General features: G+C 43.2%; 13 protein-coding genes. 7 read left to right on the top strand and 6 right to left on the bottom strand.

Features of this window, described 5'->3' with window-relative positions:
- Positions 1-319: 319 nt before the first annotated feature.
- The 3 genes from CXF69_RS13640 to dapC all read right to left on the bottom strand — a co-directional run bounded on the left by CXF69_RS13640 (position 320) and on the right by dapC (position 4340).
- Positions 320-925 carry a 3'-5' exonuclease gene (locus CXF69_RS13640; RefSeq protein WP_101204966.1) on the bottom strand — a complete coding sequence of 202 codons (606 nt, stop codon included), beginning with the start codon at positions 923-925 and terminating at the stop codon, positions 320-322.
- 82 nt (positions 926-1007) lie between these two features.
- Positions 1008-2957, bottom strand: a complete 1950-nt coding sequence (locus tag CXF69_RS13635) for a DUF294 nucleotidyltransferase-like domain-containing protein (RefSeq protein ID WP_101204965.1) — start codon at positions 2955-2957, stop codon at positions 1008-1010.
- A gap of 153 nt (positions 2958-3110) precedes the next feature.
- Positions 3111-4340 (bottom strand): succinyldiaminopimelate transaminase, encoded by a 1230-nt coding sequence (dapC, locus tag CXF69_RS13630; RefSeq protein ID WP_101204964.1) that lies wholly within the window; start codon positions 4338-4340, stop codon positions 3111-3113.
- A 261-nt stretch (positions 4341-4601) separates the two neighbouring features.
- On the opposite strand from dapC, the gene CXF69_RS13625 reads away from it, so the two are divergent.
- Entirely contained in the window at positions 4602-5273 is a 672-nt protein-coding gene (locus tag CXF69_RS13625; protein ID WP_101204963.1) for a hypothetical protein, read from the top strand.
- 81 nt (positions 5274-5354) lie between these two features.
- On the opposite strand, the gene glnD is transcribed toward CXF69_RS13625, so the two are convergent.
- Together glnD and map are read right to left on the bottom strand one after the other, a co-directional pair.
- Positions 5355-8111: a [protein-PII] uridylyltransferase gene (glnD, locus tag CXF69_RS13620; RefSeq protein WP_101204962.1), complete on the bottom strand. Its 2757-nt coding sequence runs from the start codon at positions 8109-8111 to the stop codon at positions 5355-5357.
- A gap of 239 nt (positions 8112-8350) precedes the next feature.
- A complete protein-coding gene (gene map / locus CXF69_RS13615; protein WP_371548431.1) occupies positions 8351-9142 on the bottom strand; it encodes a type I methionyl aminopeptidase in 792 nt (263 codons plus the stop codon).
- Between the two features lie 298 nt (positions 9143-9440).
- On the opposite strand from map, the gene CXF69_RS13610 reads away from it, so the two are divergent.
- From CXF69_RS13610 to CXF69_RS13585, 6 genes are all read left to right on the top strand, one after another.
- Entirely contained in the window at positions 9441-10517 is a 1077-nt protein-coding gene (locus CXF69_RS13610; protein WP_101204960.1) for an esterase/lipase family protein, read from the top strand.
- 46 nt (positions 10518-10563) lie between these two features.
- Entirely contained in the window at positions 10564-11670 is a 1107-nt protein-coding gene (locus CXF69_RS13605; protein ID WP_101204959.1) for a lipase secretion chaperone, read from the top strand.
- Positions 11671-12032: 362 nt separating this feature from the next.
- Positions 12033-12518 carry an META domain-containing protein gene (locus CXF69_RS13600; protein ID WP_101204958.1) on the top strand — a complete coding sequence of 162 codons (486 nt, stop codon included), beginning with the start codon at positions 12033-12035 and terminating at the stop codon, positions 12516-12518.
- A gap of 318 nt (positions 12519-12836) precedes the next feature.
- Complete coding sequence (locus CXF69_RS13595) at positions 12837-13808, top strand: PD40 domain-containing protein (RefSeq protein WP_101204957.1); 972 nt, start codon at positions 12837-12839, stop codon at positions 13806-13808.
- 68 nt (positions 13809-13876) lie between these two features.
- A complete protein-coding gene (locus tag CXF69_RS13590) occupies positions 13877-14038 on the top strand; it encodes a DUF2256 domain-containing protein (protein ID WP_082624551.1) in 162 nt (53 codons plus the stop codon).
- A gap of 45 nt (positions 14039-14083) precedes the next feature.
- Positions 14084-14230, top strand: a complete 147-nt coding sequence (locus CXF69_RS13585; RefSeq protein WP_101204956.1) for a DUF2256 domain-containing protein — start codon at positions 14084-14086, stop codon at positions 14228-14230.
- Between the two features lie 67 nt (positions 14231-14297).
- On the opposite strand, the gene CXF69_RS13580 is transcribed toward CXF69_RS13585, so the two are convergent.
- Positions 14298-15836 carry a hypothetical protein gene (locus CXF69_RS13580; RefSeq protein ID WP_101204955.1) on the bottom strand — a complete coding sequence of 513 codons (1539 nt, stop codon included), beginning with the start codon at positions 15834-15836 and terminating at the stop codon, positions 14298-14300.
- Positions 15837-16117 lie beyond the last annotated feature (281 nt).

Below are 16117 nucleotides of genomic sequence, written 5' to 3'. Positions count from 1 at the left end.
ATCTTTCATCAGGTGGCAAAAACAGCCTATGGTAACATGAGTTGTCGTTTTCGCACACGATGTCAGCAGTACAATTTTAGGGCGTGACATTAATCTGAACAGTAAACTGTAAATGGGCTAAAAATAGCTAAATCTTTGCCAAACTGCGTCAAGTAGCTGGCTAATATCTCGATATTATCTGTACACCTTTCCTTGTTTGGCTGCTATTTACCTCATTTTTTTCACCATTTTCAAAATGAGGACACGCCCTAGCGATAACGACGCCCTTATTTAGATAACTAACGCTAACTATCGATTGAACTGCGAGCATGCTTTACTGCTAACGCACATGCAAAAAAGCCATCGCCGTCATGACAGCATCATTGTAAGCATCATGCGCGCCCAGTTCAGGAATGTTGTAATGGGCTAAGATACGATTTAGATGTTGAGCTTGTCCAGAAAGCCCTTGTGTGTGACCACTGATACGCCGACTGTACAGGTGCCGCAAGTCTATGACTTCGTTTGGTAGAGATGTTCCCATATAACGTTTGACCAAAGGGTTCAAAAAAGCCATGTCTAGCTGTGTACAGAATCCAACGATTGGTCGATTACCTATGAATGGTAGCAGCAGTGCCAACATGTCATCGTAACTCATGCCATGTTCAACGTCGGCGGTACGCAAGCCATGAATGACAATAGTGTCGCGGTCTGGCATCACAGGAGGCCTGCAAACCAAATGCATGCCATTACCCGTGTCGATGGTATTGCCATTAATCTGTATCGCTGCTACAGACAGCAGGTGATTCTTCTTGGGGTTCAATCCTGTCATTTCGCAGTCAATCGCCACCCACTGCTCAGCCGAAGGTGTCGTAAACATTGAGGCCAACTCTGGACGCTGCAATTGTGTCTTTTGCCAAGCGCAAGATAACTGCTGTAACCAGCTCATATTAGTCATTCACTCATGTATGTTATTTTTTTATCTATAAACTTTCTCTATTCATGAAGCCTCTATATTAAGACGGCCACATTTATGCGATTTCTAGTTGATAGTGTTGACGCAATTGGTTTTTAAAGCTTTTGACCACGGCCAGACACTCTTTTAGTAAGTCACGCTCAAGCGCAGTCAAAGTCGTTGGATCTACTTGCCGTGCATGCTTATCGTCGGTTGAGAGGGCCACAGATAAGCGCTGCGCCATAAAAAACTCTAGCGCTTCTAGTAAAGTATCGGCGCGCTCTTGAGTCATAGCATCAACCTGTACCAAGCCCTTTAAACGCGCTTTGGTACTAGGCACGTCGAGCACATTGTTTTCTAATGCTAAAGTGCGGATACCATGAACTAAGGGAAAGATACCGGCTTTTTTTAGGTCGATATCGGACGATGCTGATTTGCCACCTAGTAAAGGTACAAACTTTTGCCACCATTGATTAACATCGCCAAACTGTAGCGCTGCCCGGGAAAATTGCCTGACAAACATAGGATCTGCCTGGCTATGAGCAAGCTTTAAATGCTGACGTACTTGAGTCAGCAGTGACTCATCGCCGCAGACGTATTCACCATCTAGTATCGCAGACAAGTAAATACCATGCATTGGGTCGGAGTTACTAAACCATAGGTTAATTTGTGCAGTGAATTGCTTGAGCGGTTGTCGCCACATAGGATTGGTCATCATAATATTGCCATCACACAGTGGGTAGCCAAGCGTTGCTAAATGGGTATTAAAAGTATCAGAAAACTGTGCCAAATCAGAGTGTCTATAGCCATCACGAATGATGAGCGCGTTGTCTTGATCGGTACGCATGATTTGCTCACCGCGCCCTTCTGAACCCATAACGATAAGGCAGGTATTGGCCATCACTTCATCAGGTACGATTAGCTGCCATAGCTTGGTAAATACCTGCGCATTTAGCGTCTGTACCATACGACTGATATTGCCGATTTTGACACCATTGTGATGCTGTGCTCGAATATAGCGCCCGATCAGCTCAACAGCGGTATCTAGGCTCGATAAGTCTTGTGCCTGTTCGATTTGAATACTAATCAGCTGTGAATGATGACCAATATGAGCGAGCATATCGCTTTGCCCAAGCACACCGACGACATTGCCACTCTTATCAATGACTGGCAGTCTATGAATCCGGTAGCGAGTCATGGTCAGCAGCGCATCGCCAATCTCATCACTGGCTTTGATCGTACGGAGATTAAAATTTGCATAGCGCTGGCAAGGGGTGATAGCTGGATCTTGTCTGTCACTCACCGCGCGGCAGATATCAGTATCGGTCAAAATCCCTAAAAGTAATCTTGTCTCATGTTGCGCTGTTTGTGAGCCACTTAAGCCATGTAACGGTCTGACCAGTACATGTTTTAATCCAGCTTTGGTCATGATGCGGGCAGCTTCGTACAAGCTATCATTGGCATCGACGATATGTACTGGTAACAGGTGAACATCTATCACTGGCTGCAGCATGATTTGCTGTACTTCTTGTTGGTTGGTATAGCTGGCAGGATCTAGCGTTTTATTATGACGTCGTTGGCGCAATGCTTTTAATCGTTCGGGCAGTTTGTCTGATAGCATTTGCCGTACCAAGTGATTTTGCGCGCTGATTTTATCAATAGCGGTGCCAGCGACTTGGAGCAGTAACGTCTCTTCATTAGCTCGGAATTGATAGGGCTGTATGGCCGTACTTTCAGGCTCTAGCTGATTATCCTTGGCAAGTGACTCAGGTAGGCGGCGACTATCAAACCAATCATTATTGTTCAGACCGTCAGCGTGATTGCTACCTACATAGGACGCGACAAACTCACCATTTAGTGATTGCTCGATTTGCCCTTTGATGACCACATATAGACATTGTAATTCTTCTGCAGGCAAGCTTTCATTTTTGGCAAGATAGCGTATCTGGGTGTTTTTTCTAATGCTTTGACGCTCGGCTAAGCTCAATACATCAAAGGGCGGTTGGCTAAAATCAAGATGGGGCATGGCATCATCCTTGATGGCATATTTTCGGCAGAGACTTTACTATAGCATTAATAAAACAAAAAGCCTCCAATAACCACAATATAAATAGGGTTATTGGAGGCTTTTTGCTACTGCGACATTTATTCCAGCTACATTAGATTTTTCTAATTAGCTTTAAGCACCTAACAATTGGCGGATACGACTGATTGCTTCTCGGCTCTCATCGACACTCGCGACCAGAGCGATACGCACATAACCTTGTCCAGGATTATGACCATCAACTTCACGTGACAAATAACGTCCTGCCAATGCATGAATATTGGCTTGCTCATACAGCGCTTTGACAAAGATTTCATCATCACCATCGAACTGCTCAGGCACTTTGACCCAAAAGTAAAACCCAGCATCAGGCCTACGTAACTCTAGCAATTCCCCAAGCTCAGACATCCATAGGGCAAACTTTTCTTGGTATAGCGCGCGATTATGAGCGACGTGTTTTTCGTCTTGCCACGCAGCGATAGAGGCCAGCTGATGTGGTATCGGCATCGCACAACCTTGGTAAGTACGATATTGCAAATAAGCCTGCAAAATTTTGGCATCACCAGCCACAAATCCAGAGCGCAAACCCGGTAAGTTTGAACGTTTGGATAGAGAGTGGAACACGATACAGTTTTTGAAATCACGGCGACCAAGGGCTGCACAGGCTTGGAGCAATCCAATCGGTGCTGTATCAAAATACAGCTCGCTATAGCACTCGTCACTGGCAATAATAAAACCGTACTGATCTGACAGACGAATAAGGTATTCCCAGTCATCCATTGTCATGACGGCGCCTGTTGGATTGTTTGGACTACAGACAAACAATAGCTGCGTACGCGTCCAAACGTCTTTTGGTACCGCGCGATAGTCACCTTTATAGCCATTAGCTGATGTACAAGGGACAAAGTAAGGCGTTGCCTGTGCCAATATCGTAGCGCCTTCGTATATCTGATAAAACGGGTTGGGCATGACGACTGTAGGCGATGTGTTAGACGCTAGAGAATCGCTCTCTTTGTCAGCTACATCATGATCAACGACCGCTTGTACAAAGCTAAAAATCGCTTCACGCGTACCCATCACGGGTAATACTTGAGTATTGGCATCGACATGATTTAGAAAAAACCGCTTCTCTAACCAGTGGGCGATGGTTTGGCGCAGCTCAAACATACCGTTTGTAGTCGGATAACGACTTATTTTGTCCAAGTTTTCGCGTAGGACGTCCAGCACAAATGCAGGGGGCTCATGTTTTGGCTCACCAATACCGAGCTTTATTTCACTGTAACCGTTGGCAGGCTTGCGATCGGCAAGCAATGTTGCCATCTTTGCGAATGGATAAGGATGTAGATGCTTTAAGTTGTGATTCATAAGTGTGATAACTATAATAGACAATTAATAATAAAGTTATAAAGAAAATTTACATTAGAGCAGTGTAGCACTTCTCTAATTTTTTGTCCTTTTCTTCTTATATCGTGAATAGGCATTTACCAAGCGTAAGCTATTCATTGTATGACTACCAAATAGGTAGTCGCTCAAAAGTCTTTTGAACCTTTCATAATCTATAACCTATAACAATATAAAAAATGACTACATCACAAAAGTGGTAGATCGTTTTAAGGATAGTTTGATATGTCTAGTGTGCTAAATAATGATGATCTCATCGCTAAAGATATCAATAATGAAAAACTTGATAACAGTTTGCAGCGTTCTAACCTGTATAAGCTGCTCAAAGAACGTGAACAGAGCTGGTGGCAAGCGCGCCAGCAACTGATCGAGCGTCAAGAAAAGAAAATGTTTTGGTATGGTGAAAACAGCCTAATTATGTGGCTGTTGTGGCAATTGGTCGGCTACGTGGTAGTGGCAATGGCCTTGATGCTGCTCAATAATATATTTGGTATCTCATTACCGCTATGGCAATACGTTTCTTTGTTTGTAATACAGACCATATTTTTTGTCAGCGCACTTGCTGCTAAAGGCCAGTTGGAAAACAAACTTCAGCGCAAAATAGACAACGACGAGCTGATGCGCGAAGAGGCGCTCAACGAGATGATTATTTTGGCAGAAGATAGCCTGTATCCTGATGTACATGCCAAATCGCCTATTTCTTTAGAAGCCTTAGATGATTATCTAGATGGACAGTTTCACCTAGCAAGCTTGCAGTGTTTGCTACAAAAAGAAGTCGATGCTGGACGATTAATCATGGAGCAGCAGCCACCTGAAGTAGGTGTTTTGCCGCCAGAGCTTGCTGACGATGAATTGAACGAACATGCCAGCGAGATAACCTATAGAAGTACGTTATAAAACGTACTTCTATGATGACTATCAGACTACTTTTGCTAGTTAATATTCAAAATAATGGCTAACCAAAACTATCTAGCCGTATCAAAAATATATTACGCTATTATGCTCTTTCTGAACGGTAAGACTGGCTAACAGAGCTGCCTTTAATGCTTCCAGTCTATCAGGTGAGAGTGGCTTATCGTTTTGATCACTGATATAAAACATATCCTCAGCACGCTCACCTAAAGTGGTAATACGCGCAGCATGTACTTCGATTTGCTCTTGCAAAAACACTTGCCCAACTCGCGCCAGTAGCCCTGGCTGATCAAGCGTTTCTAAGCTCAAGATGTGCTGATCTGATGCTTCATTGAACTCGAAGTTAATCACCGTTTTTACTTCAAAGTGTTTTAACTGACGTGGCATACGCTTGTTCGTCAGCTTAAGTACAGTAGGGTCTTTGAACGAGTCAATTAAGCGTTGTTTTAGCTCTTGTTGACTGTCTTCATCAACCAGCAATGTGCCACTAGGATCTAGCAATACATAAGAATCCAAAGCAAAGTCACGGGTTGCTGTGATAATGCGTGCATCTAAAACATCAAGATTCATCTGATCAAACACTGCCATAGTAACGGCAAACAGGTTCATCTGATCTTGGGTATAAACAAAGACCTGTACCGCATCAAGCGCCAATTCGCGATGTTCACGCAAAACGACCAACGGCGGACTGTCAGCATTAGAAGCAAGCCCAATCGGTGGGTGATTCAAAATAGCTTCGGTATGCCATAAGATATCTTCTGCAATCTCTCGCAAGAAATACTCATCGCCCAAGTCATCCCATAGACGCAATACTTCATCGCGGTTCATGTGTTGGTTATTGACATTATCTAGCATCGTCAACGCTTGCTTGCGTGTAGCGCTAATCATATCTTGACGATTGGTAGGCGCGTCGATATCAGCGCGCAAGATACGCCGAGTTTGTGAGTATAGCTGTTTCATGAGGGTCGCCCGCCAACTGTTCCAGAGCTGTGGGTTGGTCGCATTCATATCAGCTACCGTCAGTACATACAGATGGTTTAGATGAGTCACATTACCAATGAGGTCAGAGAAAATAGTCACCACTTCAGGGTCTGAGATATCTTTTTTCTGTGCAGTAATCGACATGAGAAGATGGTAGCGCGTGAGCCAACCAACCAAGTTTGCATCAGCCAAGCTCATACCATGCGATAAGCAAAACTCAATCGATTCAGTTTGACCAAGCTCACTATGATCGCCGCCACGGCCCTTAGCAATATCATGGAACATCGCTGCCAATACCAAAATCTCTTTACGCTCGATACGCTGAAAGATAGAGCTGACCAGTGGAAACTCTTCTTGAAAGGCTGGATCTGTAAATCGATGCAAGATTCTAATTAAAAATAAAGTATGCGCGTCTACCGTATAACGATGGAACAAGTCATATTGCATAAGGCCAGTAACTTGCGCAAACGCAGGAATATAGTTACCCAATACCCCATAGCGATTCATGGTACGTAGACGATGAAACAGGTAGTTTTGTTCTTTTAAATTCGATAAAAACAACGCTTTGTGAGTAGGGTTGTCTCTATATATCTGATCGATGCCTCGCGCGGCAATTTTGAGTGCGCGTAAGGTGTGGGTGCGAACTTTATCGATGCCATGCTGACCCATCAATAAAAACATCTCTAAGATAGACTCAGGGTGCTGTGCAAAGACTCGATGATGGGCGATGGCAATTTGGTTGCCAATACGGTTGAATCGCGCATTTATAGGCTGTTTTTTTGGACGTTCATCGTCAGGCAGCTGCGGCTCTATGATCGTTTCATAATAATGATTGGTCAGCATCTCAGACAGTGTTGATATTTGCATTGCACAGCGATAATAGTCGCGCATAAACCGTTCAACCGCAGCATTAGGCTGGTCATCGGGCTGAGTCTCGTAGCCCATTAGCTGAGCAATCTCACGCTGATAATCAAACAACAGCTTGTTTTCATTACGGCCAGTCAGTACATGTAAGTAATGACGAATTTGCCATAAATACCCTTCGGCAAAGCTCAACTCATCAAATTCTTTTTCAGTCAAAAAGTTCTGTTGCACTAAATCATATAGCTTGCTCACGCGAAAATAACGCTTAGTGACCCAGCCGATGATATGGATATCACGTAGCCCGCCCGGTGCTGTTTTGATATTGGGTTCAAGGTTGTACTCGGTGGCATTATGCTGCAAGTAACGCGCTTTGGATTCTTCCATTTTCACATCAAAAAATGCGCGAGGAGACCACTGTTTATTGACGATTTGGGCGGGCATGTCTTGCAATGTTTCATTGCCGATTAGGAGTCGAGCCTCTAGCTGAGCACTGGCAATCGTATGATCAAGCGCGGCCTCTAGCGCATCATTGACACTACGTACAGAGAGCGCAGGCTCTAGTCCTATATCCCATAGTAGAGCGACCAGTTTGTCAATTTTACTACTGGCATCAGCACCTATTTCACCAGGAGACAGTAGCAAAATATCGATGTCTGAATAAAGCGATAGCTCACCGCGCCCGTAACCACCAGTCGCAAAAAACGCCAAATCAGTCTTATCCAACTCAAACCATTTGAATAAGGCAATCAATAGGCTGTCGATAGCGCAAGCACGTGCTGCAACCAGTTGGCGAATATTGGTGCCGCGTTCTAGTGAGCGGCTGATATCGTCGTTGATCTGGGCCAACCATTCAGGAATGCCAAGTAGGTTCTTGTCTGTCACATTTTTGGCTGACAGTGGGGATGAGTCTGTCGCCACCTCACTTGGTAGTATCGGTAAAGGCGTCAAATCAACAGAGGCGATATCACAATTAAACATGAGTGTTATCCAGTTAAGAGTTTAGAAATAGAACGTTTAAGCTGAGCGCTATTGGGCAACTAATGTGCTAATGGCTAATAAAAGTCACGAATAGCAATTATCAATAAAGGTGCTGATAAATATATCAATAGAAGTTATCAGGTCATCTGAGTATAAAGACAAAGCGCCTATAAGCACAATACTCAATATGCCCTAATTAAAGACCAAAAAAAAGACCGCCTAAGCGATCTTTGATTGTACTACTGCGTCAAAAAACTTAAATCTTCTTCGGGGCGAGTGGTAAACACTTCACAACCATTGTCTGTTACGACCATGGTGTGCTCCCATTGAGCAGACAGTTTGCGATCTTTAGTAATCGCCGTCCACTCATCAGGCAAAATCTTAGTCTGCCACGTGCCTTGGTTAATCATAGGCTCGATGGTAAACGTCATACCTGTTTTTAGCTCAAAACCAGTGCCTTTTTTGCCATAGTGCATGACTTGTGGCTCGTGGTGGAATTCATCACTGATACCATGACCACAGAACTCGCGAACGATACTAAAACGCTCAGGCTCGACAACGGCCTGAATAGCCGCGCCGACATCACCTAGGCGAGCACCGTTTTTGACCACGCTCATACCCGCGTAAAGGGCGTCTTGTGCCACTTTGCAAATACGCTGTGCCATGATAGAGCCGTTGCCGACGATCCACATTTTTGAGGTATCGCCATAGTAACCGTCTTTGATAACAGTCACATCGATGTTGATAATATCCCCATCTTTTAGCAGCTTGCTTTCAGTTGGGATACCGTGACAGACAACATGGTTGACTGAGGTACAGATAGATTTTGGAAAACCATTATAGTTAAGTGGGGCAGGGATAGCCTGCTGCACATTAACAATGTAGTCATGGGCGATCTGATTGAGTGCTTCGGTACTGACGCCCACTTTGACATGCTCGTCGAGCATGACAAGGACATCACTAGCGAGTTTACCGGCCACACGCATTTTTTCTATGGCTTCTGGAGACTGGATAAGGGATTTTTTAGTCATCATCGTATATCTTATAATTATGGGTTCATTGTAGATAGATTATACCATAAACGTACTAGTGACACTTTTACGTTAAGTGATAGTGTACCTATCATTATCATTGAAAATAATTGCTTTACAGCTTGGTAAGGGCTTATATGACTCATTAGTCAGACTAATATATTCATATTTTGACAAATTAGTTGAATGTTGCAGGATATATAAGTAATGTAATTTTGCCTGCTAACGGAATTAGCAGCAATTTTTACTGTAGTTGTGCAGTAAAAATAACCAAATCAATGATAACAAGGATGTTGTTATGACGCTTTCTTTGTACATTCGTGCAGCTCTCACACCAAAGCCATTGTTACCAATACTGGGTTCAATCAGTGCGGGTGTGCTTCTAATGACCATGCAAACCACTTCTGCTCAAGCTGCAGGACAATACTATAATTGTGCCAATGCTAACGGTTGCAAGTTGGTGGACAGTAAATATTTCACTTCTAGTTACACTAAAACTCAATATCCGGTCGTCTTAGCACACGGGCTTGGCGGCTTCACAACGCTATTTGGAGTCATTGACTATTTTAACGGTATTCCAGAAGACTTGATGAAAGGTGGCTCAGAGGTATATACCACCAAAACGTCAGCGGTCAATAACAGCGAAGTTCGAGGTGAGCAACTGCTACAACAGGTCAAGACCATTGCCGCCATTTCAGGTGAGTCTAAAGTCAACTTATTTGGACACAGTCAGGGCGGTATAGATATTCGTTATGTCGCTGGCGTCGCGCCAAAGTACGTGGCCTCAGTAACTGCGGTATCAAGCCCAGAGCAAGGATCAAAAACCGCTGATTTTGTTAAAGATGTCCTTGAGCCAAATAATACTTCTGGACAGCCATCTAATGTCACCACCCAGCTAGTATCAGGCGTGTTTAATCTGATTGGTGGCTTTACAGATATTGGTTCTGGTATCAGTTTCAATCAAATTCAACAACAAGATGGCTGGCAAGCGCTCGTGGCTCTATCGACCGATGGTGCTGCTAAGTTCAATGCCAAATTTCCTGCAGCAATGCCAAAAAACTATTGTGGTCAACCGACTAGTACGGCGGTCAATGGCATCAAGTACTATTCGTTTAGCGGCGTCGGGCAAATAACGAGCGCACTTGATCCTAGCGATTACCTATTAGCCGCAACGGGCGTACCGTTTGCAGGTGAGTCTAACGATGGATTGGTATCTGCTTGCTCAAGTCGTCTTGGCTATGTGATTCGTGATAATTATAGAATGAACCATTTGGATTCCGCTGATCAAGTCTTGGGTCTGACGGCATGGGGAGAGTCTGAGCCAAAATCTATCTACCGTACTCAGGTAAACCGTCTGAAAAATGCCAACCTATAAGCTGAACTACAAAACAAAAATGCTCATTGATTGAGAAATATCGTTTATGTCAAATAGCCACCGTCCAGCCTATGTCACAGTTGCTATCATCGCCGTGGTTATCATTACCACAGCGGCGGTTATTTTGTGGTTCAAGCCTAGTAACGATATAAATTCAGCTTCAATCAAACCGTCCGTCTCTAATAATGAGACTAACGAATCAGTGACAACTGAGCTGGCTGCGGGACAAGTCGTGAAAGCTACAACGCCACCCAGCCAGTCTCACTTTGTCACAGGATTAGAAAATTTACCACGCTCATTAAAGGGCACCCAAATTGATGGTGAAATCATCATCGATGAAAATAAACAGTTGGTCGTTACTGAGGGTCTGCGGCGTTTGTTTGATTATTTTTTATCCGCCCTAGGTGAGGAAGAGGAAGCGGTTATATTTGCCCGTGTGGAGAGTTATATTCGCCATCACACACCAGAGCCTGCCGCTAGCCAAGCGGTCACTATTTTTAATCAATATGTTGCTTACCTTAAAGCACTTCCTGAGATAGAGAAGCGCTACGGCAATCTGCAATTACAGGCGACCAAAAGTGGCGAGCTGGATTTGAACGCAGTTGCCCAGCAAAAACAAGACATCGCTAATCTACGTCAGCAGTACTTTGATAAGCCAACCATCACAGCATTTTTTGGTGCAGAGGATGATTACGATAACTATAGTATAGAAATGGTCAGAATTGACCAAAATAAGCAGATGTCTGACGCACAGAAACAAGCTGCCCGTCAGGACTATATTAGTCGATTGCCAGAGAATGCTACTAAAGCCAATATCATGCAACAAGCCAATATTAGCGAGTTGATGACTCGCACTGAACAGATGAAAGATCGCGGTGCTACGCCCGAGGAATTATATAATATGCGCCGAGAGCTAGTGGGCGCACCGGCAGCAGAAAGACTGGCACAAGTAGATCAAGAAGACGCTAATTTTGACCAACGCTTCACCCAGTATGAAACTCAAAAGAATCGCTTATTAAGCCAAGATGTCGATGCCGCCCAAGCGCAGATTCAGATAAATCAGCTTGAACAGCAACTATTTAATGACACTGAGCGTAAGCGTTTAGATGGTTATGCGGCATTGCAACGACAGCAAGCTGTGAATAATCCATAATTACCGTCACTAGCTATCGTCAATAGTTACCGTCACTAGCTATCATCAATAACCATCAATAGTCATCGTTGATAGGGATGGGCAAAGTGAGCAAGATTATAGTTAGCAGCTCATTTAGGTACTGGCAAGAGCAAGTAGCTAGATACTTGCAAAGTAGTACAAAATGCATTCCGAATAACTACTCAGTTTATGATGACACCTCCCTGTGAGCCATGCACAATATTGTCATTGTTTAGAGCATTAAATAAAACAATAAATGAATCATAATAAGTCTGAGCTTTTACTATGTTTATTAGAGCTAATGGCTCAAGTAGATAGGATGTCTAGTAAAAGTATCGGATGCAATACAGCGAGGAGTTGATATGAAAAACATGAGTAAAGTAATGATGGCCGCGACATTGGCAGTTGGTACACTTGCTGCGGGTTGTCAGACGACGAATTTGCCTGCGCCAGTTAACCAACCAATCACTGCAGATGTCTTGCAAGCACACAACTGGCAGCTTGTTGATGCCAAACGTAGCAATGGTGATAAAGTAACGCAGCTATTTTTTGACCCAGCCAAGCCGTTAACGTTGAATTTTATGAATGATAACGGTAGAGATTACGTGGCATTTATGAATACCTGTAATAACATGGGCGCTGGATATAGCGTTGCAAATGGTGAAGTCGAGATTAAAAACGGCATCAGTACTATGATGGCATGTCCTGAACCGCAAGCTAGCTTTGATACTGCTGCCTTAGCTACTGTAAAAGGTAAATATAGCCTTAGTAAGAATGCCAACAATGTGCCTATTTTGACCATTAAAAATGATGCTCAAGTCGCTTATTTTAAAGCCGTTGCGAATTAGCTTAATAATTGAGTAAACAGTTTGACTGGTTCGTAAACTTAAACAATTGTAACTACTTTTCTAGAGTTGCTCGTCTGAAGTTACTTATTTAAAGTTACTTATTTAAAGCTACTCTTCTTGAAACGCAACATGCCTCGCTATCAAGTGGGGCATTTTTTTATCCAAAGTTTGACTCAGTTTAGGCTACACTAGAGCCATAACCCTATAATACCTTTGATATCGTAAGATATTATCTATGGCGTTGAGTCTGCAACAGTGACGATAGTTTTTTAATTATTCACAATACTTTTATCATTAGGATCTATTGGATACCGCGCTATGTTTGAAACCATAAAAGTCATTACTACGATAGCTATAGTTACCGTCCTCACTGGCTGTCAGACATTACCTAATACTTCAGTAAAAAAGCCAACCAGTACAGTCGAGACCAATCCGCTGACTGCACGTATGCCAGCGATTGATCGCCGAGGATACATTGCCTATGTAGAAGAGCAGGGCGCAGGTACGGCAAAAGTATCGACCCTCTATAGCATTCGTCCTGACGGTAGCGCTCGTCAGCTAATTGATCAGCTTAATGGCTATATCTATGCGCCAGCATGGTCGGCAGACGGACAACTGCTTGCCTATAGCAAACAAGCCCCGCGTGAGCATCCCAAAATTTATATTTATGATCGTAGTAGCAATACGCGCAATCTAGTGGTGAATGCTGAAGGCAGTAATATGTCAGCGTCATTTTCACCCGATGGTCAAGATTTGCTTTATAGCTCTACGGTCGGTGGTAATGCTGATATCTATAAAATGCGTCTGAGTGATGGCAGTACCCAGCAGTTAACGACCCTGCCGAGTACAGAGGTACAGCCAAGTTATGCTGCTGATGGCAAGAGCTTTGTCTATACCAGTGATAAAGTCCGTGCTGGACGACCGCAAATTTATCGTTATGACTTCGCTACGGGCAATGCGACAGCTGTATCAACAAATGGGTATGTGGCCAGTCCTCAGCTTAGCTTAGATGGTCAGCGTATGGCTTATCTAAATGGTCGCAAGGCGGCTGTCATGACCTTGACGACGGGACAGGTGGTCAACTTAGCAGAAACAGGGCTTGATGAACCCGCACGTCTATCTCCCTCTGGTAATTATGCTGTCTATCCAACTCGCCGCTTGAGTGTGGGCGGGCAAGTAGCAGGACAAAGTAATGGTAGTCTAGTCATCCATTCGCTGTCAGGCAATACCAGCTATGCCATTAGTGGACAAAATGGTGGAGTCGTGCGCTCACCGATGTGGAGTCGTTAACGTATTAAACGCATATTGAAATTCTAATACTTAATTCAAAAATAAGATAAATCTGAGGATAAAAAAGTATGGCGCACAAAAAGAAGAATGTCCGCAAAAAACTTTGCCCTGTCTGCGAGCGCGAATTTAGTTGGACTAAGAAGCTTGATAAAAACTGGGAGAGCATGGTCTATTGCTCAGACCAATGTCGCCGTGTTAAAAAGTACGAAGGACTGGATCATCAAAAGTAAGATGTCACCACAATACAAGTAGTTAGAAGTAGATGGGAGCAAATAATGGCACATAAAAAAGTAAACCTACCGCAAAAAACTTGCCCCGTCTGCCAGCGCCCATTTACGTGGCGTAAGAAGTGGGAGAAAGACTGGGAGCAGGTGATCTATTGTTCTGAGCGGTGTCGTCGGAGTAAATCAAAAAATGACTAGATCAACATAAAGTTCAGACTATCCATTGATAAGCTGAACTTTATTTTTGCACTTTTATTTTTGACAGTTACTGGCGATCAAAAATTACCGTTTCACCATCGTCATTTTGTACTTCCATCTGATCTTCATAGCCGTTGAAGGTGAGTGTGTCACCTGCGACTTTAACATTCATCTGATAAAAAAATGATAAATCATCACCACCAGTACTAGTATACAGTGACTGTCCAAGGGTAAATAGACCATTGTTACCTAGAGTATAGAGATTCCAGTCCATACCAGAGAGTGGTACAGTACCATCTTCAAAAGGTGGATTTTCATCTACTTCTATGTGAAAAAAGGTCTGATTGTCTAAGAATCCGACCAGTACAAGCTCGTCATTAACCTCACCAGCCCTTGCTTTCCAAATGCCTAACTCGTTTTCAGACTTGGCCTTAACAAACGTAAAGGACTCATCATCGTCTATGACCTTATTATCGTTATCGTCTACACCTAACGTCAGTGTATCACCAGAGACTTGCACCGTTCTTAGCACATCATCTGACAAACCAGAATCGTCGTTAGCGTCATAAATAATTTTATCAATGACCAATTCATCATTGGCTTTTAAAGAGTATTTACCCCACTCAATACCATTGTCTTCATTTCTTGATGAAGTAGGGCCAGTCACTTGGGTTTGTACATAAGTGCCATCGTCTAAAAAGGATAAGCTTACTAGCTCTTCGTTACCCTGCTTCATTTGCCACAGCCCTGAGAGCATTTTGGAGTCTACAACGGTACTAGACCCGTTTCTTGAGAACATAAACTTCTCGTTATCGTCTATTACCCCGTTTTGATTGTTATCAACCTCAATGGTAAGATCGGTGTCACCAGTCACACGCGCGTAACGGGTACGCGATTCTGATAATCCAACTCCATCATTGTCGTCATAAAACTGTGTGGTTGTTAACGCTTTAGTCGTAGTGTTGATAGCATAAATACCCCATTCCATGCCATTTTCGGGATTGCTGGTTAAACCAGTGTCATCCACTTGCACATAGATATAAGTATTGTTTTCTAAGAAAGCCACTCCGACTAGTTCATCTTCATCGGCATTATCAAAGCTCCAAGATCCTAAGATGCCTTCAGGTTTGACCTCTGAGAATCTGTAGATTTCATTACTATCAATGATACCATTGTCGTTTTCATCGACTTCGAGGATAAGCTTGCCATTCACTACTTTAGCAGAGGGATTGGGAGCGTCTGATAATCCAGCGTTACCGTTCTTGTCAAAAATAGGTGTAGCGGTGAGTTTACCTGTTTTACTATCAATGCTATACGTTCCTGACTCCATACCATTTTCAGGGTCACTCTTTGAGCGACTGGCATTGACTTGAGTCTGTACATAATTACCGTCATCTGTAAAGACAATCACTGATAAGTCGTTACCAGCATCGTCGCTACTCCACATTCCAACGATTTCGGTATCGATATCCGGCTGATCAGGTTGTGTGATATCTGGTTGATCAGGCGGCGATGTTGGTGATTCATCAGAATCAGAGTCTTCACCACATCCTTGTAAAATGAGTGCAGTTGTTATGGCTAATAGTGCTAGTTTAAATGATTTCATTTTTATCGCTCCTTGATTTAAAAGATAAAATCTTACTTAGCTCAAATATCAGTGCCCCACACCCCCTTATTATTATATTTTAAATAAAGAATATATAAATTGTTATTTACGAATATATCAAACATTTTTTGGTTAATCCAATCCAAAAAGTATTTTTTAAATGAGTGAAATAGGAAAGTTGGTTATCAAAGGAGTGGGACACGAAAGAAAAAGGGAATTATTAAAACTAAATTGGTTAGCGAAATCCTACAAGTAGGACTGATTGAGAGAGCTTTCTGTTT

Source organism: Psychrobacter sp. Choline-02u-9 (genome assembly GCF_002836505.1).
GTDB lineage: Bacteria > Pseudomonadota > Gammaproteobacteria > Pseudomonadales > Moraxellaceae > Psychrobacter.
Note: the sequence above shows the minus strand (reverse complement) of the source record. Positions and strands in the feature narration are given on the sequence as shown.